Origin of the sequence: Pseudomonas sp. OA65 (assembly GCF_017498305.1) — a bacterium.
GTDB classification, from domain to species: domain Bacteria; phylum Pseudomonadota; class Gammaproteobacteria; order Pseudomonadales; family Pseudomonadaceae; genus Aquipseudomonas; species Aquipseudomonas zanjanensis.
Window position 1 is genome coordinate 139477 of record NZ_JAGDEZ010000013.1, and the last position, 20525, is coordinate 160001.

Here is a 20525-nt window from a genome sequence, read left to right on the forward strand (position 1 = left end):
CGATCAGACGAAACGGCAGGCGATGGATCCGAGCATGTCGTAGTCGACATGGAAGGTATCGCCGGGGTTGGCGGCCACGGGGCGGGTGAAGGAACCGCCGAGGATGATCTGTCCCGGTTGCAGGGTGACGTCATAGGCTGCCAGCTTGTTCGCCAGCCAAGCCACGCCTTTGGCCGGGTGATTGAGCACCGCCGCCGAGACGCCGGACTCTTCGATCACACCGTTGCGGTAAAGCACCGCCGGCACCTTGCGCAGGTCGATCTCGGTCGGCCGCACGGCACGACCGCCCATGACCACCCCGGCGTTTGCGGCGTTGTCGGAAATGGTGTCGAAGACCTTGCGGGTCGTCTGGGTCTGCGGGTCGATCTGCTGGATGCGCGCATCGATGATTTCCAGTGCCGGGATCACCCATTCGGTGGCGTCGAGCACGTCGAACACCGTTACGTTCGGGCCTTTCAACGGCTTGCCGAGGATGAACGCCAGTTCCACTTCCACCCGCGGCACGATGAAACGCTCGAAGGGGATGTCGCTGCCTTCATCGAAAAACATGTCGTCGAGCAGTGCGCCGTAGTCCGGCTCGGTGATGTTCGACGACACCTGCATGGCCCGCGAGGTCAGGCCGATCTTGTGGCCGACCAGCTTGCGCCCGTCCTTGATCTTTTGCGCGACCCAGGCACGCTGGATGGCATAGGCGTCCTCAATGGTGATGGCCGGGTGGTCGAGGGAAAACTGTCGCACCTGCTCGCGGGAGCGTTCGGCCTGGTCGAGGCGGGCGGCGGCTTGCTGGATGAAAGTCTGGTCAAGCATGGCAAGGGTCTCTTATTGAGGATTGACGATGGCAGCCCGGGTGCGCAGCACCAGCAAGCCGCCAAGGGCGATGAGCAGCGCCAGCACGTACAGGGCGAGGCTGGCGCTCTGGGTGGTGTCGCGCATCCAGCCGATCAGGTAGGGCGCGAAGAACGAGGCGATGCTGCCGAAGGAGCTGATCAGGGCAATGCCGGCGGCCTGGGTGGTGTTGGACAGGAAGGCCGGCGGCAATTGCCAGAACATCGGCAATGCCGCACTGGCGCCCATGCCGGCGATGATCAGGCCGCTGAGCACCAGGGTCGGGTTGCCAGGTGAGAGCCCGGCGACTGCGATGCCCAGCGCTGCCATCAACAGCGGCACGCACAAGTGCCAGCGGCGTTCGCGATGGCGGTCGGAGGAGCGCCCGCAGCCGATCATGAAAAAGCAGCCGGCCAGGTAGGGCACCGCGCTGAGCAGCCCGACCTTGCCGTCGCTGCCGATGCCGGCGCCGTGGATCAGGGTCGGCATCCAGAAGGCCAGGGTGTTCACCGCCAACATCACGGCGAAGTACACCGCCACCAACAACCAGACTTGGGGGTTGTTGAGGATCGCCGAGAACGAGGTGATGGATTTGCGCTGCTCTTCAAGGCTCAGCTGATCGCGCAGTTGTTGCTTGGCATGGGGTGTAAGCCAGTTGACCGTCTCGAAACTGTCCGGCAGGCACTTGAGCACAACCAAGCCGAGCAGGATCACCGGTAGCCCTTCGATGACGAACATCCATTGCCAGCCGCGCAGGCCGCCAAGGTCATGGAAATGCTCGAGAATACCGCCGGACAAGGGCCCGCCAATCACTCCGGCCATCGGCACCGCGATGGCAAACAACGCGGTCACCTGGGCCCGGCGCCGGGCCGGATACCAGCGGTTGAGAAAAACCAGGATGCCAGGAAAGAAACCGGCCTCGGCCACGCCGAGCAGAAAACGCAGCACGTAGAAACCAGCGGCGCTTTCGATGAGGAACATGCCGGTGGACAAGGCGCCCCACACCACCATCAGGGTAGCGATCCAGCGCCGCGGACCGACCCGGTCCAGGGCCATGTTGCTGGGCACGCCAAACAGCGCATAGGCGATGAAGAACAGGCCGGCGCCGAAGCCGTAGACCGTGTCGCTGAACTGCAGGTCGGCGCTCATCTGCATCTTCGCGAAGCCGATGTTGATGCGGTCCAGGTGGGCGAAGAGGTAACAGACCAGCAGCAGCGGCATCAGCCGCCAGGTGATGGTGGCATGGGTGCGGTCGTGGGCGACGGTGCCGACAGTGTCGGCGGTATTGGCTGTGCTCATGATCTTGTACTTTTTGTCAGAGAGGCCGATGGGGGAGTGCGGGGCAGACGGATTCAGCTGGCCTGGCCCTTGAGGAAGGCGTGGACGTTGTTGGCTTTGAAGTTGAGCTGTTCGTGCAGCTCGATCATCTCGAACGACAGGGCCAAGAGGCGTTGAGCCTGGAGTTCGGCGAAGTGCGCGATGATCACCTCGAAGAGTTTTTCCGCGACTTTCTGGCGGGTGGCCAGGTCCCGACCGTGGCCGACTTTCAAGGTCATGTGCACGAAGGCGTAATCATGCTTGCCGTCGGCCATGCGCCAGGTGTCCAGGCGCACGCCGCGGCTGCGGATGCCGCCCAGGGGGAACACGCCGCTGTCGCCCAGCACGGCGTGGACCTTTTCAAACAGGCCGGGGAGGTCGGCTTGTTGTTCGATGTTGTCGGTGTATTCAGCGATGAAATGCGGCATGATCGGCTCCTTCAGGCCGTACGGGGATGCCGTACGACCGCAGTGTCAAACAGGGAAGACGGCGTTGATCTGTCCGGTGCCGGAGCTGCCGAAAGGCTCGGTGATGATTTCGGCAGGCTTGTCGTAGTCCGGCCCGCCGAGCAGTCCCAGCAGCATCGCTGTGTCATGCATCTTGCCTTCGCCGAAGCAGTGTTCGGCGTAGTCCGGGAGCATGGCGCAGAACTCTTTCCAGCGACCTTGGCGCCACATCTCGACGACGTGCAGGTCGACCTGCTTGTCGAACTCCCGCGTCCAGTTGTGGATGTTGGCTTCGGCGTTGCGGTCATCGGAAAAACGGTGGGACAGCGAACCGGACGCCAGCACCAGTACCTTGCGATCGCTTTTCTCGATGGCCCGGCGCACCGCGGCGCCGAAGGCGAAGCTGTCTTGCAGGCGATGCCAGGCGCACCAGGCGGCAATCGACACGACGTTGAATTTCTGCTCTTGCGGGACATCCATGTGCATGTAGCGCATGGGCACCAACGTGCCGTATTCCAGTTCCAGGCTGGGGATGTTGTGGGCCAGGGTGCGCACGTCGACGGCATTGGCCTCGGCGGCGATCAGTTCGCCCAGCTCCGGGGCGCCCGAATATTCGTACTCCATGTTCTTGATGAAGTGCGGCAGTTCGTTGCTGGTGTAGACGCCCTTGAAGTGCTCGCCGCTGTTGACGTGATAGGCGCTGTTGACCAGCCAGTGCACGTCGAACACCACGGCGGTATCGGCGCCCAGCTCACGGGCGCGACGACCGATTTCCTTGTGGCCGGCAATCGCGGCGGCGCGGCAACCGTGATGCTTGCCGGGCAGCTCCGACAGGTACATCGAGGGAACGTGGCAGATTTTCGCAGCCAGGACGACTTCGCCCATGATGATTCTCCTGAAAAATTGTTCTTGTTGAATCTTTGTTGTGGGAGCAAAGCTTGCTCGCGATGCAGGCGACTCGATTTCTGAAAGACCGCATCGCCTTCATCGCGGGCAAGCCTTGCTCCCACAGGAACAGGGATAAATCCCCTCGCCACTGGGTTTATCACCAGATTCTCTGGGTCATACCCCCCACCGCGGTATGTGATGACTCCCCATGGAGATGCAAACGTTCTTGATCTCGGCAAACACTTCAAAGCTGTACTGTCCGCCTTCGCGGCCGGTTCCGGAACCCTTTACGCCGCCGAAAGGCTGGCGCAGGTCGCGGACGTTCTGGCTGTTGATGAACACCATGCCGGCCTCGATGCCGTGGGCCAGGCGATGGGCCTTGCCGATGTCCTGGGTCCAGATGTACGAGGCCAGGCCGTATTCGGTGTCGTTGGCCAGTTGCAAGGCTTCGGCTTCGTCCTTGAATGGGATCAGGCACACCACCGGGCCGAAGATTTCTTCCTGGGCGATGCGCATCTTGTTGTTGACGTCGGCGAACACCGTCGGCTGGATGAATTGGCCGCGGCTCAAGTGGGCCGGCAGGTTGGCCGGGCGATCCAGGCCGCCGGCCAAGAGCGTGGCGCCTTCTTCGAGGCCGATCTTGATGTAGCCGGTGACCTTGTCGTAGTGGGCCTGGGTGATCATCGAGCCGACCTGGGTCTTCGGGTCTTGCGGATCACCGACGATCAAGCGTTTGGCACGGGCGGCGAACTCGGCGACGAACTGCGGGTAGACGCTTTCCTGGATGAAGATCCGGCTGCCGGCCGTGCAACGTTCGCCATTGAGGGAAAAAATCGTGAACAACGCGGCGTCAAGGGCCCGTTCGAGGTCGGCGTCTTCGAAAATCAGCACCGGTGATTTGCCGCCCAGTTCCATCGAATACTTTTTCAACCCGGCGGTCTGCATGATTTTCTTGCCGGTGGCGGTGCCGCCGGTAAAGGAGATCGCCCGCACATCGGGGTGGCGCACCAGCGCATCGCCGGCGGTCGCGCCATAACCCTGGATCACGTTCAACACGCCGTTGGGAATGCCGGCCTCGACCGCCAGGCGACCCAGCTCGTTGGCGGTCAGCGGCGACAGCTCGGACATCTTCAGTACGGCTGTGTTGCCCAGCGCCAGGCACGGCGCGGTCTTCCAGGTCGCGGTCATGAACGGTACGTTCCAGGGCGATACCAGCGCGCAGACACCCACCGGTTGGTAGAGGGTGTAGTTGAGCATCTGATCGTCAACCGGATACGTGTGACCGTCCATCCGTGTGCAGACTTCGGCAAAGAAATCGAAGTTGTGGGAGGCGCGCGGGATCAGCACGTTCTTGGTCTGGTGGATCGGCAAACCGGTGTCGAGGGTCTCCAGTTCGGCCAGCTTCGGCACGTTCTGCTCGATCAGTTCACCGAGCTTGCGCATCAGCCGGGCGCGTTCCTTGGCCGGGGTGTTGGCCCATTTCGGAAACGCTTCCTTGGCGGCTGCGACCGCTTGGGCGACTTCCTCGGCACCACCGCTGGCGACTTCGCCGATAGCCTCGCCAGTGGCCGGGTTGTAGTTGACGAAGACGTCTTTGCTTTCGACCTCACGGCCATTGATCCAATGTTTGATCATGCTGCTCAAGCCTCTTTACGGGATGCGAAGAACTCGGCTTCGTTGACAATTCGATTGACCAGGCGACCGACGCCTTCCACTTCCACCACCACTTCGTCACCGGGCACCACATCCGCCAGGCCTTCCGGCGTGCCGGTGGCGATCATGTCGCCGGGCTGCAGGGTCATGAAGCTGGACAGGTATTCGATCAGGTAGGGGATGTCGAAAATCATGTCCTGGGTGCTGCCTTCCTGGCGCAACTCGCCGTTGATCCAGGTGCGCAGTTTCAGGTTGCTCGGGTCCGGCACATCGGCCACATCGACGATCCAGGGGCCGACGGGCGTGGTGGCGTCACGGTTCTTCACCCGCAGGTTGGGGCGGTAGTAGTTTTCCAGGTAATCGCGGATCGCGTAGTCGTTGCACACGGTATAGCCGGCCAGGTAGCCCAGCGCATCCTCGCGCTTGACGTTGCGCGCGGCTTTGCCGATGACCGCCACCAGCTCGCACTCGTAATGCATGTAGGCGACATTGTCGGGACGCCAGGTTGTCTGGTTGTGGCCGGTGTAGGTGCCCGGTGACTTGATAAATGCCAGGGGTTCGGTCGGCGGCTTGAACGCCAGTTCGGCGGCGTGATCGGCGTAGTTCAGGCCCAGGGCGAACATGCTGCCGGTGGCCGGTGGCAGCCATTGGACCTGATCCTCGGTCAGCAGGCGACCGTCGGCCAGGCGTACGGCGTTGTGGGCTTCGACCGTGACGGCATGATCCTGGCCTGCAAAACGAATGCGCGCGTGTTTCATGAACCTGCTCCTGTTTCCTCGGCCACGATGGTGTTGACCAGTCGACCCAGGCCGCTGATGGCCACTTCGACGCGATCGCCGGGCAGCACATCGACCCGACCCTCAGGCGTGCCGGTGATCAGCACGTCGCCGGCATGCAAGGTCATGAACTCGCTGATCTCGGCAATCAATTGGGGAATGTTGCGCACGAAGTTGGCCGTGCTGTTTTGCTGGCGCACCTCGCCGTTGACGTACAGCGTGATCGCCAGGCTGTGGGGGTCGGCCACCTGGGCGCTCGGCACCAGTTCCGGACCAATGGCGCAGAAACCGTCCCGGCATTTGGCTTTGACGGCGGGGCGGTAATAGCTGTCTTCCGGGAGGCTGAATTCGTTGACGACGGTGTAACCGGCCACGTAGTCCAGGGCCTCGGCGGCGCTGACGCGGCTGGCCGATTTGCCCATCACCACGCCAAGGGCCGGCCCTGGTTGCAGCGTTTCGCCGCCACCTGGGTGAACCACCTCGGCGTCATGCTGGTTGCGGGTGTTGGGCGTCTTGATGAACAGCACGGGCTTGAGCGGCGGCTTCTGATAGGGCGATTCCTCGAACTCGGCGAGGCGCTGTTTCAGCAGCCCCTGGTAGTTCAGCGCGACCCCGAACAGGGTGCCGGTCGCGACGTCATGCAAGGCACGGCTCATGCTTGTCTCCTGGCGATCGCAGAGTGATGCGGGCTCTGCAGTTATTGTTAATGTGTTAACAGTTATAATTAAGATGTTAACTATCGTCAAGCGTGACAGAATGACCGGCACTGGTTGCCTTGCCGGATTCGGTGCAGGATGAGGGCGGCAGGTACCTGAATCAGAATAAAAACGAGCACTGTGATGACCGACCGCCAGCCGATCCCGAACATCAACATTGGTCAGGTGTATGACCAGCGCTACAGCGATGCTGAGGTGCATTACGACCGGCTCGCCAACCTGGCGGGTTTTTTCGGCCGCAACATGCCGGTGCATCGCCACGACCGGTTCTTCCAGGTGCACTACGTCAAGAGCGGTACCGTGCGGGTGTACCTCGATGACCAGCAGTACGTTGAATCCGGGCCGATGTTCTTCCTGACCCCGCCGACCATTCCCCATGCCTTCGTGACCGAGGCCGACAGCGACGGGCATGTGCTGACCGTGCGCCAGCAATTGGTGTGGCAGTTGATCGATGCCGACCCGAGCCTGGCGCCGGCTGGCGTGCAAATGCCGGCAGCCTGCGTGGCCTTGGCGCAATTGGGGCCCGGGCAGGCGGGGGAGGCGCGGAGGCTGGAATATCTGTTTGAGGAACTGAGCGAGGAAGTGGTGGCAGGACATCCGGGGCGCAGCGCGGCGCTCGACGCGTTGACGCGGCTGATCATGATCAGCTTGCTGCGCTTGTGTTCCAACTCCCTGGAAGCCAGGCCTGCGCGGCATGAAGACCTGAAGATCTTCCACCGCTTCAACGAACTGATCGAGGCCCACTACCTGCAGCATTGGCCGCTGTCGCGCTACGCCGAAGGCATCGGCGTGACCGAGGCGCGCCTAAACGACGTGTGTCGCCGTATTGCCGATTTGCCCTCCAAGCGCTTGATCATGGAGCGGCTGATGCAGGAGGCCAAGCGATTGCTGTTGTTCACTGGCAGCTCGGCCAATGAAATCTGCTACCAGCTCGGCTTCAAGGATCCGGCGTATTTCAGCCGTTTTTTCCAGCGTCACGCCCAACTCACGCCCGGGGAGTATCGCCAGCGGCAATCGGGGTTGCGCTGATTGTGGGGAGGGGATTTATTTTTACTGCTGTGGGAGCAAAGCTTGCTCGCGATGCAGGCGCCTCGATTTCTGAAAGACCGCATCGCCTATATTCGCGAGCAAGCTTTGCTCCCACAGAAATTTCCTCGCCACCGTTACTCTTGCAGCGCTGTGATGGCGACACTAAGCTGCCGACTCGCCCATTCACACAGTTCGAACATGGCCAACCCCAGACCTTCTTTGACCCTGACCCTGTTGCAAGCCCGCGAAGCGGCGATGGCTTTTTTCCGTCCGGCGCTGAACCAGCATGACCTCACGGAACAGCAGTGGCGGGTGATCCGCATCCTCTACCAGCAAGGTGAGTTGGAAAGCCACCAGCTCGCCCACCAGGCCTGCATTCTCAAACCGAGCATGACCGGTGTGCTCAGTCGTCTGGAGCGTGACGGGTTGGTGCGTCGGCAGAAATCCAGCCAGGACCAGCGTCGGGTCTTCGTGGGCCTGACCGAGCGTGGCCAGCAATGTTTCGTGTCCATGAGCGAGGGCATGGAAAGCAACTACCGGCGGATCGAAGAACAGTTCGGCGAGGAAAAGATGCAGCAACTGCTTGCGCTGCTCGGTGAGTTGAAGAACATCAAGCCTTGAGCCTTGAGCCTTGAGCCTTGAGCCATGAGCCTTGAGCCTTGAGCCTTGAGTTTTGGGTCAGTGAGGCTTGATCTTTGATCTTTGATCTTTGAGCTCTTGTGGCGAGGGCGCTTGCTCCCGCTCGACTGCGAAGCAGTCGCAAAGCTCGCGAGCGATGCCTGAAAGAGTGGGAGGGGGCAGGGGGCTGCTGCGCAGCCCAGCGGGAGCAAGCTCCCTCGCCACAGAAGCGCTTCACACCGGGCTGCGTTCACGCAGCTCCTGCAACCGATCAGCCCCACCCTCAGCCACACGATTCTGACTCAAGCGATCGGAGCCACCCTCGGCCACACGATTCTGACTCAAGCGATCGGAACCACCCTCAGCCACCCGATTCTGGCTCAAGCGATCGGAGCCACCCTCAGCCACGCGATTCTGGATCAGACGATCGGAACCACCCTCGGCCACGCGATTCTGGCTCAAGCGATCGGAGCCACCCTCAGCCACACGATTCTGGCTCAAGCGATCGGAACCACCCTCAGCCACGCGATTCTGGATCAAACGATCGGAACCACCTTCAGCCAGTTGATGCGCAGCCTGGGCCGGGGTGTTTTTTGCCGAGGCGGCGTTCGCCAGGCCGACACCGCCAGCCAGTGCCAGGACGATTGCCAAGGACGACAGTTTCGAGAAGTTGAACATGATGATTCTCCTTGCGTTTGATTGAGTAGGTCCGTGGCAGCGAAGGTGTTGCTGTCCGGTGATCACAGTTAAACGCGCAGATGTATCGACGATGTGTGGGTGGCGGGGGCGAAATCAGCCGTTTCGTATCAAGCCGTGCTTCATATACAGAGCGATACAAAATCCTGTTGAAGCATGGGGAGAGGCGGGGCGCTGCTGAGTGCTCAACGAGATAAAGAAGCCAAATTGTCTGGTCGATAATCGCACGCTTTGCGGTGTATCCCGGTGTGGGTTATTGACCAAACTAACCGGGTGGTACATTTTAGCGACACCTGTCTTGTCCTACGTGACCGAGACCATAATAAAAATAGAGGAACACCCCATGGCAGTCCGTCTGCGAGCGCTCCACGCCGTCTCCTTGATCCATCTCTCAAGTGCACCGTCCAGCCTTCCAGGTTTGATTCGCTGACGATCCACGCTGTTGCGGTCTGATCGCGCCAGTGGGATATCGGCGCTCGACAAGCCTCGGAGTTCTTCAAGATGACAAAAATCGTGGATCTGTATTTCAAGCTGCTGAAGTTGCTGATCGTGTTGTGCATGGTCGCGATGATCGTGCTGGTGTTCGGCAATGTGGTGCTGCGCTATGCGTTCAACTCGGGCATCAGTGTGTCGGAGGAGCTGTCGCGCTGGTTCTTCGTCTGGATGATTTTTCTCGGCGCCCTGGTGGCGCTCAAGGACCGCGCCCACCTGGGCATGGATAGCCTGGTCAAGCGCCTGCCGCCGACAGGCAAGCGTATCTGCCTGGTCATCAGTCATCTTTTGATGTTGTACATCTGCTGGCTGATTTTCAGTGGCAGTTGGCAACAGGCCGCGATCAACCTGAATGTCGTCGCTCCGGCGTCTGGCTTGTCCATGGCGCTGTTCTACAGTGCCGGCCTGGTGTTCGGCGCCAGTGCTGCAGCGATCCTGCTCTACGAACTCTACCTGGCGCTGTTCGGCAAACTGGGAGATGACGAGTGGGTGATAGTCAAGGACAACAACGCAGAGCTGATTCCCCATGACGCCGCCGCCCCTGACTCCATCAAGAGTACCCGCCCATGACACTGGTTATTTTTCTCGGGTCCCTGATCGGCAGCATGGCATTAGGCATCCCTATCGCGTTTGCCTTGCTGGTGGTCAGCGTGGCGTTGATGGCTTACCTGGATCTGTTCGACGCGCAAATCATTGCCCAGAACTTGCTCAACGGTGCTGACAGTTTTCCGCTGATGGCCGTGCCGTTTTTCATGCTGGCCGGCGAAATCATGAACGTCGGCGGGCTGTCCAAACGCATCGTCAACATTGCCATGGCGCTGGTGGGGCACAAGCGTGGCGGTCTGGGCTACGTGGCGATCATCGCCTCCTGCCTGCTGGCGTCGCTGTCCGGTTCGGCGGTGGCCGATGCGGCGGCCCTGGCGGCGTTGCTGGTGCCGATGATGGTGTTGGCCGGGCACAATCGGGCCCGCTCGGCGGGTTTGATTGCTGCCGGCGGCATTATCGCGCCGATCATTCCGCCGAGCATTGGCTTCATTGTCTTTGGCGTGGCGTCCGGGGTGTCGATTTCCAAGTTGTTCCTGGCCGGCATCGTGCCGGGAATCATGCTCGGGGTGGCGCTCGCCATTGCTTGGTGGTTCGTCTCCCGTAGCGAGAATGTCGAGACGCCACCCAAGCAATCCCGCGCCGAGGTCCTGCGGGCCTTGGTGGAGGGCAGCTGGGCCATGGGCTTGCCGATCATCATTATTTTTGGCCTCAAATTCGGCATTTTCACCCCGACGGAAGCGGCAGTGGTGGCGGCGGTCTATTCGCTATTCGTCTCCCTGGTGATTTACCGGGAAATGAAAGTCAGCCAGTTGTATGGGGTAATCCTGTCTTCGGCCAAGACCACCTCGGTGGTGATGCTGCTGGTCGCCGCCGCCATGGTTTCTTCCTGGCTGGTGACCATTGCCGACTTGCCGGGCCAATTGGCGGCGGTGCTTGAGCCGTTCATGAATAGCCCGACCTTGCTGTTGGTGGTGATCATGCTGATGATCATCCTGGTTGGTACGGTCATGGACATGACGCCAAGCATCCTCATCCTCACACCGGTGCTTATGCCGGCGATCACCCAGGCGGGCATCGACCCGGTCTACTTTGGCGTGTTGTTCCTGATCAACACGGCCATCGGCCTGATAACCCCACCTGTGGGCACTGTGCTCAATGTGGTGAGCGGCGTTTCCAAACTCAATATCGAAGAAATCGTTCGTGGGGTGTGGCCGTTCCTGCTTGCGCAACTTGCGGTGCTGCTCCTGTTGGTCCTGTTCCCGCAATTGGTCCTGGGACCGTTGAAATTCTTCACCGGCTAACCCCGGTGTTGGCTAGCTCGACCTTAAAAACAATAACGATCGGAGAGTGACATGGGAAAACTGATGAAAACCCTGCTGGCCGGGGCGTGCGCGACGGGCTTGCTGTTGGGCAGCGTGGCCAGCCATGCCGACGAGATCCGCGAACGTACCCTGCGATTCGCCTTCCAGAACGTCAAGGAACACCCCCAGGGCCAGGGCGCGCAAAAGTTCGCCGACCTGCTCAGCGAGAAAAGCGGTGGCAAGATCAAGGTCCGCCTGTTCCCCGGCGGGACGCTGGGCGGTGACGTGCAAACGGTGTCGGCGTTACAGGGCGGCACACTGGACATCACTGTGCTCAACTCCGGCATCCTGGCCGCCCAGGCCCCGGATTACGCCATGCTCGATTTCCCGTTCCTGTTCAACAACGTCGAGGAAGCCCATGCGGTCATCGATGGGCCGGTCGGGCAGAAACTCGCGGCACAACTGGACAGTAAAGGGCTGGTAGGGCTGGGTTATTGGGACCTGGGGTTTCGTAACCTGACCAACAGCAAGCACCCGGTGACCAAGCTGGAAGACATGCAAGGCTTGAAACTGCGTGTGATCCAGTCGCCAATCTACCTGGAAACCTTTACCGCCCTGGGCGCCAACCCGGTGCCGATGGCGTTCCCCGAGGTCTACACCGGCCTTGAGCAGCACACCATCGACGGCCAGGAAAATCCTTTCACGGTGATTGAAGGCAACAAGTTCTACGAGGTGCAGAAGTATCTTTCCATCACCGGGCATATCTTCAACCCGCAGTCGTTGATCATCAGCCAGAAAACCTGGAACCGCCTCAACGACGATGAAAAAGCGCTGATTCGCGCGGCCGCGGCCGAGGCGCAGACATTCCAGCGTGAAGTCACGGCGGCGAGCATGGACAAGGCCAAGGCGACGCTGGCCGCTGTGATGACCATCAATGAAATCAGCCCTGCCGAGAAAGATCGCTTGCGTGAGCGGGTGAAACCGGTCGTCGACAAATTCGCCAAATCCTTGGATGGCGATCTGGTGAAAACGATGTATGACGAGATTGCCAAGGTGCGGGCTGCCCAGTGAGTTGAAATAACACCTTATAGGGACGGATGAAGGGCGTTGGAGCAGTGTCTCGGCGCCCTTCGTTGCGTCTGCGACCGAGTTTTTCCAAGGCATGAACCATAAAATCCGTCTTGCCCCAGGCGCGTTTTGGCGTTTGTAGAACAGTCATGGCCGGTCTCGATGTCCTAGTCATGCCTCCAGCCTTGCTAGGCTATGGCACGCACATCTCGTTTTCATTTTTGGAGCGGCGGGACTAATCAGGCCATGGCACGCATTCGTGTGCCGTACATCAAAGGAGGTTCACGTGGGTAAAAATCCTGGAGACGATCTATCAGGAAAACCCCAGACGCCCGGCACGGAGGGCATACCAGCCCCCAGCGGCGAGGCAAATCTCATTGAAACCGACTATGTCATAGGACAGGACAATATCAGTGGTGAGTTTTCGTTCTCTCTGGATATCCATGGCAAAGTCTTCCTTATCTCTGCCGCCACCGTTTTGCTGTTCGTCGTCATAACATTAGCCCTGCAAAACGAAGTCGAGCCGCTTTTCAGCGCAATGCGCAGTTGGTTGACCCGGCACTTGGCCTGGTTCTTCATGAGCGCAGGCAATATCTTCGTATTGCTGTGCCTGGCGCTGATTGTTTCACCTCTGGGCAAGGTCCGATTGGGTGGTCGTGATGCCACGCCGGATCATACGTACCTGGGGTGGTTCTCGATGTTGTTCGCCGCCGGGATGGGCATCGGGTTGATGTTCTATGGGGTTGCGGAGCCGATGTCACATTACGCCGCCGCAATGGGCGGAGTTACGGTCGATGCCAGTGGCGTGCGTACGGATTGGGCACCCCTTGAGGGTGCAAAAGGTGACATGAAAGGCGCCGCGGACCTGGCGATGGCTGCGACGATCTTCCATTGGGGTCTTCACCCCTGGGCTATTTACGCCATCGTTGCGTTGTCCCTGGCGCTGTTTTCCTTCAACAAAGGCTTGCCGCTGTCGATACGCTCGATTTTCTACCCGCTGCTGGGGGAGCGTGTCTGGGGCTGGCCAGGCCATATCATCGATATCCTGGCAGTCTTTGCCACGCTGTTTGGGCTGGCGACATCGCTGGGTATCGGTGCCGAGCAGGCCGCTGCGGGGATCGAGCACCTGTTCGGCATCCGCTCCACCAACGTCAGCAAGGTGCTGTTGATCATCGGCATCACCCTGATTGCGCTGTGGTCGGTACTTGCCGGGCTGGAAAAGGGGGTCAAGCTGCTGTCCGAAATCAACATGGGCCTGGCGCTCCTGTTGCTCCTGTTCATCATCGTCGTGGGGCCAACCCTGGCCATCCTCACCGGGTTCTTCAAGAATGTGGTGACCTACGTTGAATATCTGCCGGCATTGTCCAATCCTTTCGGGCGCACGGACACCGAGTTTACCCAAGGCTGGACTGCGTTCTACTGGGCCTGGTGGATCAGTTGGTCGCCGTTCGTAGGCATGTTCATCGCGAGGGTCAGTCGTGGCCGTACCGTTCGTGAGTTCCTGATCTCGGTATTGTTGGTGCCTTCTTTGGTGTCGGTACTGTGGATGACGACCTTTGGCGGGACGGCCATTGATCAGGCCACCCTGGGGGGGCTCAGCGGCGTGACGGATGCCGTGCTGGAACTCAAGTTGTTCGTCATGCTTGAAGGGCTGCCCCTCAAGGAAATTTCGTCCCTGCTGGGCATTGTGCTGGTGATCGTGTTCTTCACCACCTCCTCGGACTCCGGCTCGCTGGTGATCGATACGATCACGGCGGGAGGAAAGGTTGACGCACCCGTTCCGCAGCGGGTCTTCTGGGCGGTCATCGAAGGGGTGATCGCCATCGCACTGTTGCTGGGAGGGGGGCTGGTTGCCTTGCAGGCCATGGCAGTGTCCACCGGATTGCCCTTCGCCATTGTCCTGCTGCTGGGCTGCATTTCGCTGGTCAAGGGATTGCTGTCCGAACCACGATCCTGATGCTCGACGAGTGCCGATGATGGAAAGGGGCATCATCGGCCTTAGTCCCAAAGTTCTCCAATCGCAACGTCGGGGCTGTAGTGAGTGGCTACTTGCGCTTGCAGCAGCTCGGCTGTGGCCAAGGCATCGGTCAAGGCCTGATGGGCGTGGTAGGGCGGTAGGTGATAGCGCGGGCGGCTGTCCGCCAGCCGGATGGATGTAAGAGGGCGTTGCAACAGTCGGTCCAGCCAGGTGCGATGGCCCCGGACCTGCCGCGCCTCGAGTTGCATGGTGTCAATGACTGGAAATTGCAAACCTTCTCCCCAGTGGTGACGAAACGCCTGATCCAGGAAATCACGTTCGATAGCCCGGTAGTGCACCACCATGATTTTCCCCGTCATTGCTTCCAGCAGCTGTTCCATGATGTCCGGCAAGCGGGGGGCATGGCGAACATCTGCGTGGGTGATGCGATGGAACGCTACCGATTCGTGGGTCAGTCGTGCGGGTTTGATGATCCAGTACAGCGCTCCGCCGCAGCGTATGCGCTTGAGCGTCAACGGTATCAGGCCAATGCTGACGATGCTGTCGGTACGGGCATCCAACCCGGTGGTTTCCAGGTCCAAGGCCAGTAGCTCCACCTGTTCAAGGGGCGTCTGTCCATCGGCCACGCCGGCCTGGTAGAACCGTTGCAAGAGCGGGTGTCTGGCTTGCTGTGCCAGTTGCTCAAAGCGCGCCGGCCAATCCGGTGCTGCCTGCCTGTTCGAGTTCCGTGCATCGCTCATCGTGTTGGCCGTGCGTGGCCGGGGTAGCGGAAGCGCAAGAATTTTTGCGCATTGCTCAACACTTGGAACGCTTCCTTGAGGTTGTGGCGCTCAATGGTGGAAAAGCGCTCGGGCTCGATGTAGTTGTCTGGCGTCCGGCCCTGCTCGATCGAATGGACCTGGTGCCGTATGCGCACCATCGACAGGAACTCCAACGCGTAGCGTAGATGATCAATGGCTTGCGGTTGCAGCCATTTCGTCGTGCCGATGGCTTCGAGTCGATCAAACGAGTTTTGTGCGCTACTCCCGCAAGCCAACGCATGAATTCGGATCAGGTCGGTAAGGGGCGCTGTGCCACGTCCCTTCAGGTTGATGATCTGTTTTTGCTCCCCATCGGTTTCCATGACAAACGTGCGGAAGAACCCCAGGGGCGGTGTCCTGTTCAGTGCGTTACGCGCCATTGCCGTCAGGAAGGCTGGCGTGGCCTTTGATTTTTCAGCGCAAAGCGCTTTGAGTTCGTTGACCATTTCCAACCGACCGTAGACCCCGTCCAGATCGAAAAAAATACAAGCGTTGAGGAGGGTGGCGGCGTTCGGCTTCTCAATCCACTGAGTGAAATAATCGCGCCAGACTCGCAACGGCTGACGCCACTGGGTGTTGGTCGCCATGATCCCGCCCTTGCAGTAGCTAAAGCCGCACGCGGCGAGCCCGTCACTGACGAACGTGGCCAACTTCCTGAAATACTCATCGTGCAGGGCCGGGTCGAAACGATCATCCAGCACCAGGGCATTGTCCTGGTCGGTCACCAGCAACTGTTCGTCCCGGGCCATCGAGCCCAGCACCATGAAACAGTAGGGAATGGGCGGCGGTCCCAACGCCCTTTCCGCCAGTTCGAGCAGGCGCTGGGTGAAGGCGCGACCAATGCCTGAAATGGCGCTGCCGATCATGTGGGCGGTGGCACCGTCGCGCACCATGCGGATGTAGGTGCCGCGTAGATCCCGTAGCAATGATCGCAGACCTTCGACGCTGGTCTGGTTGGAGATGCTGTTCACCAGGTACAAGCTGCTCTGGGACTCATGCCGGATAATGTCCGACAGATTGATCAGGCCCAGGGTGCGGCCCTTGTGCATCACGGGAAGATGGTGAACGTTGCTTCGAAGCATGCACAACATGGCCTCGAACAGCGAGTCGTCGGCCTGGATGGACACCGGGTCGTTCGACATCACTTCGCCGATGGTGGTGTCGCCGCTGCGATTGGCGGCCACCACGCGAGTGCGCAGGTCCCGGTCGGTCACGATACCGAGCATTTTCCCGGGATTGTTTCCGTCCCGCTCCAGGACGACGACACAGGAAACGCTTTGTTCGGTCATCAGCTGGGCGGCTTCCTGGACGCGGGTCAGTGGCGTGACCCAGACCAGCTTCCGGGAAATCAAGGCACGGGATTTAAGCTGGATCAGATCGCTCGCTCGCCCTTGGGCCTCAACGGCCGATTTGAGCCTGGAGTAACCTTCGGCTTCGACAAAGTCGGCGAAGCTGTCGTGCCGCTTGCACAATTGGGCGATGACATCCGCCGGGATGAAATAAATCAGGCTGTCTTCCAGGGCCTTGGCCGGAAAGCGCACCTTGTTGCTGCGTAGCAGGCCGGCCTGGCCGAAAATATCGCCTTCCACCAGACGGTCATACAACTCACCGCCACGCCGATAGACTTCGACTGCGCCGCTGCGCACGTAGTGCAGGTCATGTATGGGAGCGCCCTCTTCGAGGATAGAGCTGCCGGCCTTGAAATAGGCGACCTCGACACGCCGGGCAATGTCTTCCAGCGTTGCTTGGGGCAGGTCATCGAATGGGGGAAAGCGATGCAGATGCTCGCTGATTTCCAAGAGTTCGATTTGCATGGAGCCTCGGGGCTGTTCGCTTCAGAGGATCAACATGCCAGACCCTGGCGCCGCGCACAAATCCGCTGCTGGCGAGTATGCGCGGCCACCGTTTCGTTACTGGCCTTCAGGCACTGCCAGCCATTGGCCGATCACCTTCTGGTAGCTGCCATTGGCCTTGCTCAGGTGCAACCACTGATCGACGTACATCTTCCAGGTGTTGTCATCCCGTGGCAGCAGGTAGGCCTTCTCGCCATATTGCAGATAGCGGGTCGGGTTGACGGCGCACAGGCCGGGCTTGAGTTTTTGCTGGTAGAGCGCTTCGGACGCGTCGGTGATCATCACGTCGGCTTTCTTGTCCAGCAGTTGCTGGAAGATGGTCACATTGTCGTGGAAGGCGAGCTGTCCGTTGGGCAGGAACGCGCGGACGAAGGCTTCGTTGGTGCCGCCCGCCGGCTCGACAAGACGCACCGAAGGCTGGTTCATCTGCTCGAGGGTCTGGTAGCGCTCCTTGTCTTCGCAACGCACCAGCGGGATCTTGCCATCCACGTCGAGGGTGGTGCTGAAATAGGCCTTCTTCTGACGCTCCAGCGTGACTGAAATCCCGCCCATGCCGATGTCGCATTTGCCCGCAACCATATCTGGCATCAGGGTTTTCCAGGTGGTCTGCACCCATTGCACCTTGACGCCGAGGCTGGCGGCCAATGAGCGCGCCATGTCGATGTCGATGCCTTCGTATTCGTCTGCTTGGGTTTTAAAGGTGTAGGGCTTGTAGTCGCCGCTGGTGCACACCTTCAGTTCGCCGCGTTGCAGGACCTGATCCAGCAGCGAAGGTGTCGGCTCGGCCAGGGCGCTGCATGAGAGCGCCAACAGGCCACAGAACGTCATCGAGCTTGTTATGGTTTTCATAGGGATAGGACGTCTCGCAAGGGAAGGGAACAAGACCGGGAAGTGTAGCAAGGGCCTAGCGGGAAATGATCCCGTGGTCGATCGCGTACTTAACCAGGGCCGCGGGTTTGTCGATGTTCAGCTTGCGGCGGATGCTCAGGCGATGGGTTTCGACGGTGCGTACGCTGATGTCCAGTTCGCGGGCCATTTCCTTGTTGTTCAGGCCCTGGACCATTTTCGCCAGCACTTGGCTCTCCCGTGGCGTCAGCTCGTTGTCGCTGTGCGGGTCGGTGGCGAGCCGCTGGGCAATTTCAGCACTGTAGAAGGTGCCGCCGCTGATGATGGCCTCGATGGCCGCGATGATTTCCCGCGATGGCGCGTTCTTGAGCACGTAGCCGCTGGCGCCGGCGCGTACGGATTCGCTCACGTACTCATGATTGTCGTACATGCTCAGGATCAGGATCTTGAGGCTGGGATATTGCTTGCCCAGCAATCGGGTCAGCTCAAGGCCGTTCTTGTCCTTGAGGCCGATGTCCATCAGCAGCAGGTCCGGTTGGCAGCGACCGACCATCTCGATCGCCTGTGCGCCGTTCTCGGCTTCGCCCACCACGTCCAGTTGCGGCATCACCGAGAGCAGGGCCCTGATGCCGTCGCGGACCAAGGAATGGTCGTCGACCAGCGCGACGCGAATCACGGGAGGCAGGGTCATCGGCAATTGCTCTTGTTGGAGTGGGTGCATCAGCTTTCCGTGACCGAGAGGTTCATGGGCAGCAGGATGTCCAGTTCGCTACGGCCTGGCACCGACGTCACGTCCAGGCGTCCGCCGAAATGCTCGACCCGTTCGCGGATGTTACGCAGGCCGATACCGGCATGGCCGCGTTCCACTTGCGGGACGTTGAACCCCATCCCATCATCGACCACCGTCAGGCGCAAGGACTGGCTGGAGCCGAACAGGGTGATGCCGACGCTTTTCGCCCCGGCATGGCGCTCGATATTGGTCAGGGCCTCCTGGGCAATGCGAAACAGCGAGACGGGGGCGCCATTTTCCAAGCGGCAATCGAATTCGTTGCTGCGGTAGGACACTTCCAGCCCACTGCGCTGTTGGAATTCGCTGGCGAGCTGGCCGATGGCGGCGGGCAGGCCCAAGGTGTCAAGGAGGGAGGAGCGCAAGTCGTGGGAGATGCTACGGATCTCGCCGATGGCGTCGCCCAGTCGGTCGGTGGCGGTCTTCAGGATGCCCAGGCCGTTTTCCTGACCGTTCTCCAATACATGGCTGGCCAGTTCGAACTGGAATTTGATCGACACCAGCAATTGGCTGATGCCGTCATGAAGCTCGCGGGAAACCCGTGAGCGTTCTTCTTCCTGCAAGCTGACGATGCGCTGGTTCAGCCGCTGCAGCTTTTTGTCCGCCAGGCGATGTTCGCTGACGTTCAAGGTCATGCCTCCGGCGAATACCAGCAGGACGGCCACCAACGCGATGGCAGCGATGGCTTGCATGGTGGTATGGATGCCATGGGCAACTTCGTCACGGGCTTGTTGGGTAGCGCGTTCGACATCCTCCAGGTAGATCCCGGTGCCAAGCGTCCAGCCCCATTTGTCGAGCCTCACGACGTAGGCCAACTTGTCGGTCACCTGGCCGGAGGAGGGCTTGTTCCAAGCGTAGCGCTGGAAACCATCGCCGGACTCGGCGCTTCTGATCAGCGCCTGGATCACCGGCAGGCCCTTGGGGTCTTTCATGTCCCAAAGGTACTGCCCCACCAATTCCGATTGGCGGGCATGCATGAGGCTGCGGCCCTGGCGGTCGTACACGAAAAAGTAACCGTTGATGCCGAAGCTGAGCTTGCGCAGTTCTTCCAGGACTTGCTGTTGCGCGCGCGCATCGCCCTGGCCGTCGTCATATAGGGGGGCGATCAGGCTCTGCGCCATCTCGACATAGTTCTTCAGCTCGGCGCGCTTGCTCGCCAGGATGCTGTCTTCGATCAGTTGCGCCTGTTGATCGCCCAATTGGCGGTTGAGCGAGATCACCAGGGCGCAGATGACCGCGATGGCCAGGACCAGCGGCAAGATGCCGAGGGCGACGATTTTGTGTTTGAGCAGCATCTGTACTCCTGTCCGGGCTCGGCGGGGAGGCGAATGGCGGCATCATATGCCAAACCCATTGATGTGGCATAAAACCTGTGGATCAAGATCCGTGGAAGCAAAGCTTGCTCGCGAAGCAGGCGCCGCGGTTCATGAAAGACCGTATTGACTCTATCGCGGGCAAGCCTTGCTCCCACAGGAGGGATTGGGGGTTCTACGTAGTACTACGGATTTATTTATTGACCCGTTGCAGGGATATTGGGCCGGCTCCGAATAGCCGGGGCACACTATAAAAACAATCGCCGCAATCCACTGGATATCGGCAGGAGACATGCAATGACAACCCGTCTGGTTAAACACCTCGCCTGGTTTGCCGTGGCTGTTCTGGGAGCCTGTGCGTTGAGTGTCGTGGCCTTGCGCCGCGGCGAACCCATCAACGCCCTCTGGATCGTCGTCGCCGCCGTGGCCATCTACCTGGTCGCCTACCGCTACTACAGCCTCTTCATCGCCAACAACGTGATGCAACTCGACGCGCGCCGGGCCACGCCTGCCGTGCTCAACAACGATGGCCTGGACTACGTCCCGACCAACAAACACATTCTCTTCGGCCACCACT

At 60.3% G+C, this 20525-nt stretch carries 20 protein-coding genes; 7 read left to right on the forward strand and 13 right to left on the reverse strand.

From position 1 onward, the window contains the following. Positions 1 to 3: 3 nt before the first annotated feature. The 7 genes from hpaH to J3361_RS14085 all read right to left on the reverse strand — a co-directional run bounded on the left by hpaH (position 4) and on the right by J3361_RS14085 (position 6561). On the reverse strand, positions 4 to 807 hold the full coding sequence (gene hpaH, locus J3361_RS14055) for a 2-oxo-hept-4-ene-1,7-dioate hydratase (RefSeq protein WP_207965089.1): 804 nt from the start codon (positions 805 to 807) through the stop codon (positions 4 to 6). 12 nt (positions 808 to 819) lie between these two features. Then, positions 820 to 2124 (reverse strand): MFS transporter, encoded by a 1305-nt coding sequence (locus J3361_RS14060; protein ID WP_207965090.1) that lies wholly within the window; start codon positions 2122 to 2124, stop codon positions 820 to 822. A 53-nt stretch (positions 2125 to 2177) separates the two neighbouring features. Then, positions 2178 to 2570: a 5-carboxymethyl-2-hydroxymuconate Delta-isomerase gene (locus J3361_RS14065; protein ID WP_207965091.1), complete on the reverse strand. Its 393-nt coding sequence runs from the start codon at positions 2568 to 2570 to the stop codon at positions 2178 to 2180. A 45-nt stretch (positions 2571 to 2615) separates the two neighbouring features. After that, complete coding sequence (hpaD, locus tag J3361_RS14070; protein WP_207965092.1) at positions 2616 to 3473, reverse strand: 3,4-dihydroxyphenylacetate 2,3-dioxygenase; 858 nt, start codon at positions 3471 to 3473, stop codon at positions 2616 to 2618. A gap of 177 nt (positions 3474 to 3650) precedes the next feature. Further along, positions 3651 to 5111 carry a 5-carboxymethyl-2-hydroxymuconate semialdehyde dehydrogenase gene (hpaE, locus tag J3361_RS14075; RefSeq protein ID WP_207965093.1) on the reverse strand — a complete coding sequence of 487 codons (1461 nt, stop codon included), beginning with the start codon at positions 5109 to 5111 and terminating at the stop codon, positions 3651 to 3653. Between the two features lie 5 nt (positions 5112 to 5116). After that, entirely contained in the window at positions 5117 to 5887 is a 771-nt protein-coding gene (locus J3361_RS14080; RefSeq protein ID WP_207965094.1) for a fumarylacetoacetate hydrolase family protein, read from the reverse strand. After that, positions 5884 to 6561: a fumarylacetoacetate hydrolase family protein gene (locus J3361_RS14085; protein WP_207965095.1), complete on the reverse strand. Its 678-nt coding sequence runs from the start codon at positions 6559 to 6561 to the stop codon at positions 5884 to 5886. The genes J3361_RS14080 and J3361_RS14085 overlap by 4 nt, the downstream gene beginning before the upstream one ends. Before the next feature lie 183 nt (positions 6562 to 6744). Here J3361_RS14085 and hpaA point away from each other — a divergent pair, with 183 nt between their 5' ends. Both hpaA and hpaR read left to right on the forward strand, forming a co-directional pair. Continuing rightward, the gene (hpaA, locus tag J3361_RS14090) at positions 6745 to 7650 is read left to right on the forward strand and encodes a 4-hydroxyphenylacetate catabolism regulatory protein HpaA (RefSeq protein ID WP_207965096.1); all 906 of its coding nucleotides are present in this window, start codon (positions 6745 to 6747) and stop codon (positions 7648 to 7650) included. Between the two features lie 198 nt (positions 7651 to 7848). Next, positions 7849 to 8271 (forward strand): homoprotocatechuate degradation operon regulator HpaR, encoded by a 423-nt coding sequence (gene hpaR, locus J3361_RS14095; RefSeq protein WP_207965097.1) that lies wholly within the window; start codon positions 7849 to 7851, stop codon positions 8269 to 8271. Positions 8272 to 8502: 231 nt separating this feature from the next. Here hpaR and J3361_RS14100 read toward each other — a convergent pair whose 3' ends face one another. Further along, on the reverse strand, positions 8503 to 8946 hold the full coding sequence (locus J3361_RS14100) for a phage infection protein (protein WP_207965098.1): 444 nt from the start codon (positions 8944 to 8946) through the stop codon (positions 8503 to 8505). 519 nt (positions 8947 to 9465) lie between these two features. Between J3361_RS14100 and J3361_RS14105 the strand changes: the two genes are divergently transcribed. From J3361_RS14105 to J3361_RS14120, 4 genes are all read left to right on the forward strand, one after another. Next, entirely contained in the window at positions 9466 to 10026 is a 561-nt protein-coding gene (locus J3361_RS14105; RefSeq protein WP_207965099.1) for a TRAP transporter small permease, read from the forward strand. Next, positions 10023 to 11303: a TRAP transporter large permease subunit gene (locus J3361_RS14110; RefSeq protein ID WP_207965100.1), complete on the forward strand. Its 1281-nt coding sequence runs from the start codon at positions 10023 to 10025 to the stop codon at positions 11301 to 11303. The genes J3361_RS14105 and J3361_RS14110 overlap by 4 nt, the downstream gene beginning before the upstream one ends. Before the next feature lie 51 nt (positions 11304 to 11354). Then, positions 11355 to 12374 carry a TRAP transporter substrate-binding protein gene (locus tag J3361_RS14115; RefSeq protein WP_207965101.1) on the forward strand — a complete coding sequence of 340 codons (1020 nt, stop codon included), beginning with the start codon at positions 11355 to 11357 and terminating at the stop codon, positions 12372 to 12374. Between the two features lie 283 nt (positions 12375 to 12657). Continuing rightward, positions 12658 to 14328, forward strand: coding sequence for a BCCT family transporter (locus J3361_RS14120; protein WP_207965102.1), 1671 nt, complete (start codon positions 12658 to 12660; stop codon positions 14326 to 14328). Between the two features lie 41 nt (positions 14329 to 14369). On the opposite strand, the gene J3361_RS14125 is transcribed toward J3361_RS14120, so the two are convergent. From J3361_RS14125 to J3361_RS14145, 5 genes are all read right to left on the reverse strand, one after another. Then, entirely contained in the window at positions 14370 to 15089 is a 720-nt protein-coding gene (locus J3361_RS14125) for a 3'-5' exonuclease (protein ID WP_207965103.1), read from the reverse strand. Next, positions 15086 to 16963, reverse strand: a complete 1878-nt coding sequence (locus J3361_RS14130) for a DUF294 nucleotidyltransferase-like domain-containing protein (protein WP_207965104.1) — start codon at positions 16961 to 16963, stop codon at positions 15086 to 15088. Before J3361_RS14130 ends, J3361_RS14125 begins: the two co-directional genes overlap by 4 nt. Before the next feature lie 96 nt (positions 16964 to 17059). Continuing rightward, positions 17060 to 17851 carry a transporter substrate-binding domain-containing protein gene (locus J3361_RS14135; RefSeq protein WP_207965105.1) on the reverse strand — a complete coding sequence of 264 codons (792 nt, stop codon included), beginning with the start codon at positions 17849 to 17851 and terminating at the stop codon, positions 17060 to 17062. Between the two features lie 55 nt (positions 17852 to 17906). After that, complete coding sequence (locus J3361_RS14140) at positions 17907 to 18539, reverse strand: response regulator transcription factor (RefSeq protein ID WP_207965115.1); 633 nt, start codon at positions 18537 to 18539, stop codon at positions 17907 to 17909. Between the two features lie 29 nt (positions 18540 to 18568). Continuing rightward, entirely contained in the window at positions 18569 to 19930 is a 1362-nt protein-coding gene (locus J3361_RS14145; protein ID WP_207965106.1) for a cache domain-containing protein, read from the reverse strand. A gap of 315 nt (positions 19931 to 20245) precedes the next feature. Here J3361_RS14145 and J3361_RS14150 point away from each other — a divergent pair. Continuing rightward, positions 20246 to 20525, forward strand: a 280-nt coding sequence (locus J3361_RS14150; protein ID WP_057450451.1) for a carbon starvation CstA family protein, incomplete at its 3' end; no start/stop codon positions are given.

What these genes read in the sequence shown, in the direction of transcription:
- J3361_RS14105 (WP_207965099.1), top strand. Translation starts at nt 9,466, where the DNA reads ATGACAAAAATCGTGGATCTGTATTTCAAGCTGCTGAAGTTGCTGATC.
- J3361_RS14135 (WP_207965105.1), bottom strand. Translation starts at nt 17,851, where the DNA reads ATGAAAACCATAACAAGCTCGATGACGTTCTGTGGCCTGTTGGCGCTC.
- hpaE (WP_207965093.1), bottom strand. Translation starts at nt 5,111, where the DNA reads ATGATCAAACATTGGATCAATGGCCGTGAGGTCGAAAGCAAAGACGTC.
- J3361_RS14130 (WP_207965104.1), bottom strand. Translation starts at nt 16,963, where the DNA reads ATGCAAATCGAACTCTTGGAAATCAGCGAGCATCTGCATCGCTTTCCC.
- hpaD (WP_207965092.1), bottom strand. Translation starts at nt 3,473, where the DNA reads ATGGGCGAAGTCGTCCTGGCTGCGAAAATCTGCCACGTTCCCTCGATG.
- hpaR (WP_207965097.1), top strand. Translation starts at nt 7,849, where the DNA reads ATGGCCAACCCCAGACCTTCTTTGACCCTGACCCTGTTGCAAGCCCGC.
- J3361_RS14115 (WP_207965101.1), top strand. Translation starts at nt 11,355, where the DNA reads ATGGGAAAACTGATGAAAACCCTGCTGGCCGGGGCGTGCGCGACGGGC.
- J3361_RS14085 (WP_207965095.1), bottom strand. Translation starts at nt 6,561, where the DNA reads ATGAGCCGTGCCTTGCATGACGTCGCGACCGGCACCCTGTTCGGGGTC.
- J3361_RS14080 (WP_207965094.1), bottom strand. Translation starts at nt 5,887, where the DNA reads ATGAAACACGCGCGCATTCGTTTTGCAGGCCAGGATCATGCCGTCACG.
- J3361_RS14065 (WP_207965091.1), bottom strand. Translation starts at nt 2,570, where the DNA reads ATGCCGCATTTCATCGCTGAATACACCGACAACATCGAACAACAAGCC.
- J3361_RS14125 (WP_207965103.1), bottom strand. Translation starts at nt 15,089, where the DNA reads ATGAGCGATGCACGGAACTCGAACAGGCAGGCAGCACCGGATTGGCCG.
- hpaA (WP_207965096.1), top strand. Translation starts at nt 6,745, where the DNA reads ATGACCGACCGCCAGCCGATCCCGAACATCAACATTGGTCAGGTGTAT.
- J3361_RS14060 (WP_207965090.1), bottom strand. Translation starts at nt 2,124, where the DNA reads ATGAGCACAGCCAATACCGCCGACACTGTCGGCACCGTCGCCCACGAC.
- J3361_RS14140 (WP_207965115.1), bottom strand. Translation starts at nt 18,539, where the DNA reads ATGACCCTGCCTCCCGTGATTCGCGTCGCGCTGGTCGACGACCATTCC.
- J3361_RS14145 (WP_207965106.1), bottom strand. Translation starts at nt 19,930, where the DNA reads ATGCTGCTCAAACACAAAATCGTCGCCCTCGGCATCTTGCCGCTGGTC.
- J3361_RS14100 (WP_207965098.1), bottom strand. Translation starts at nt 8,946, where the DNA reads ATGTTCAACTTCTCGAAACTGTCGTCCTTGGCAATCGTCCTGGCACTG.
- hpaH (WP_207965089.1), bottom strand. Translation starts at nt 807, where the DNA reads ATGCTTGACCAGACTTTCATCCAGCAAGCCGCCGCCCGCCTCGACCAG.
- J3361_RS14110 (WP_207965100.1), top strand. Translation starts at nt 10,023, where the DNA reads ATGACACTGGTTATTTTTCTCGGGTCCCTGATCGGCAGCATGGCATTA.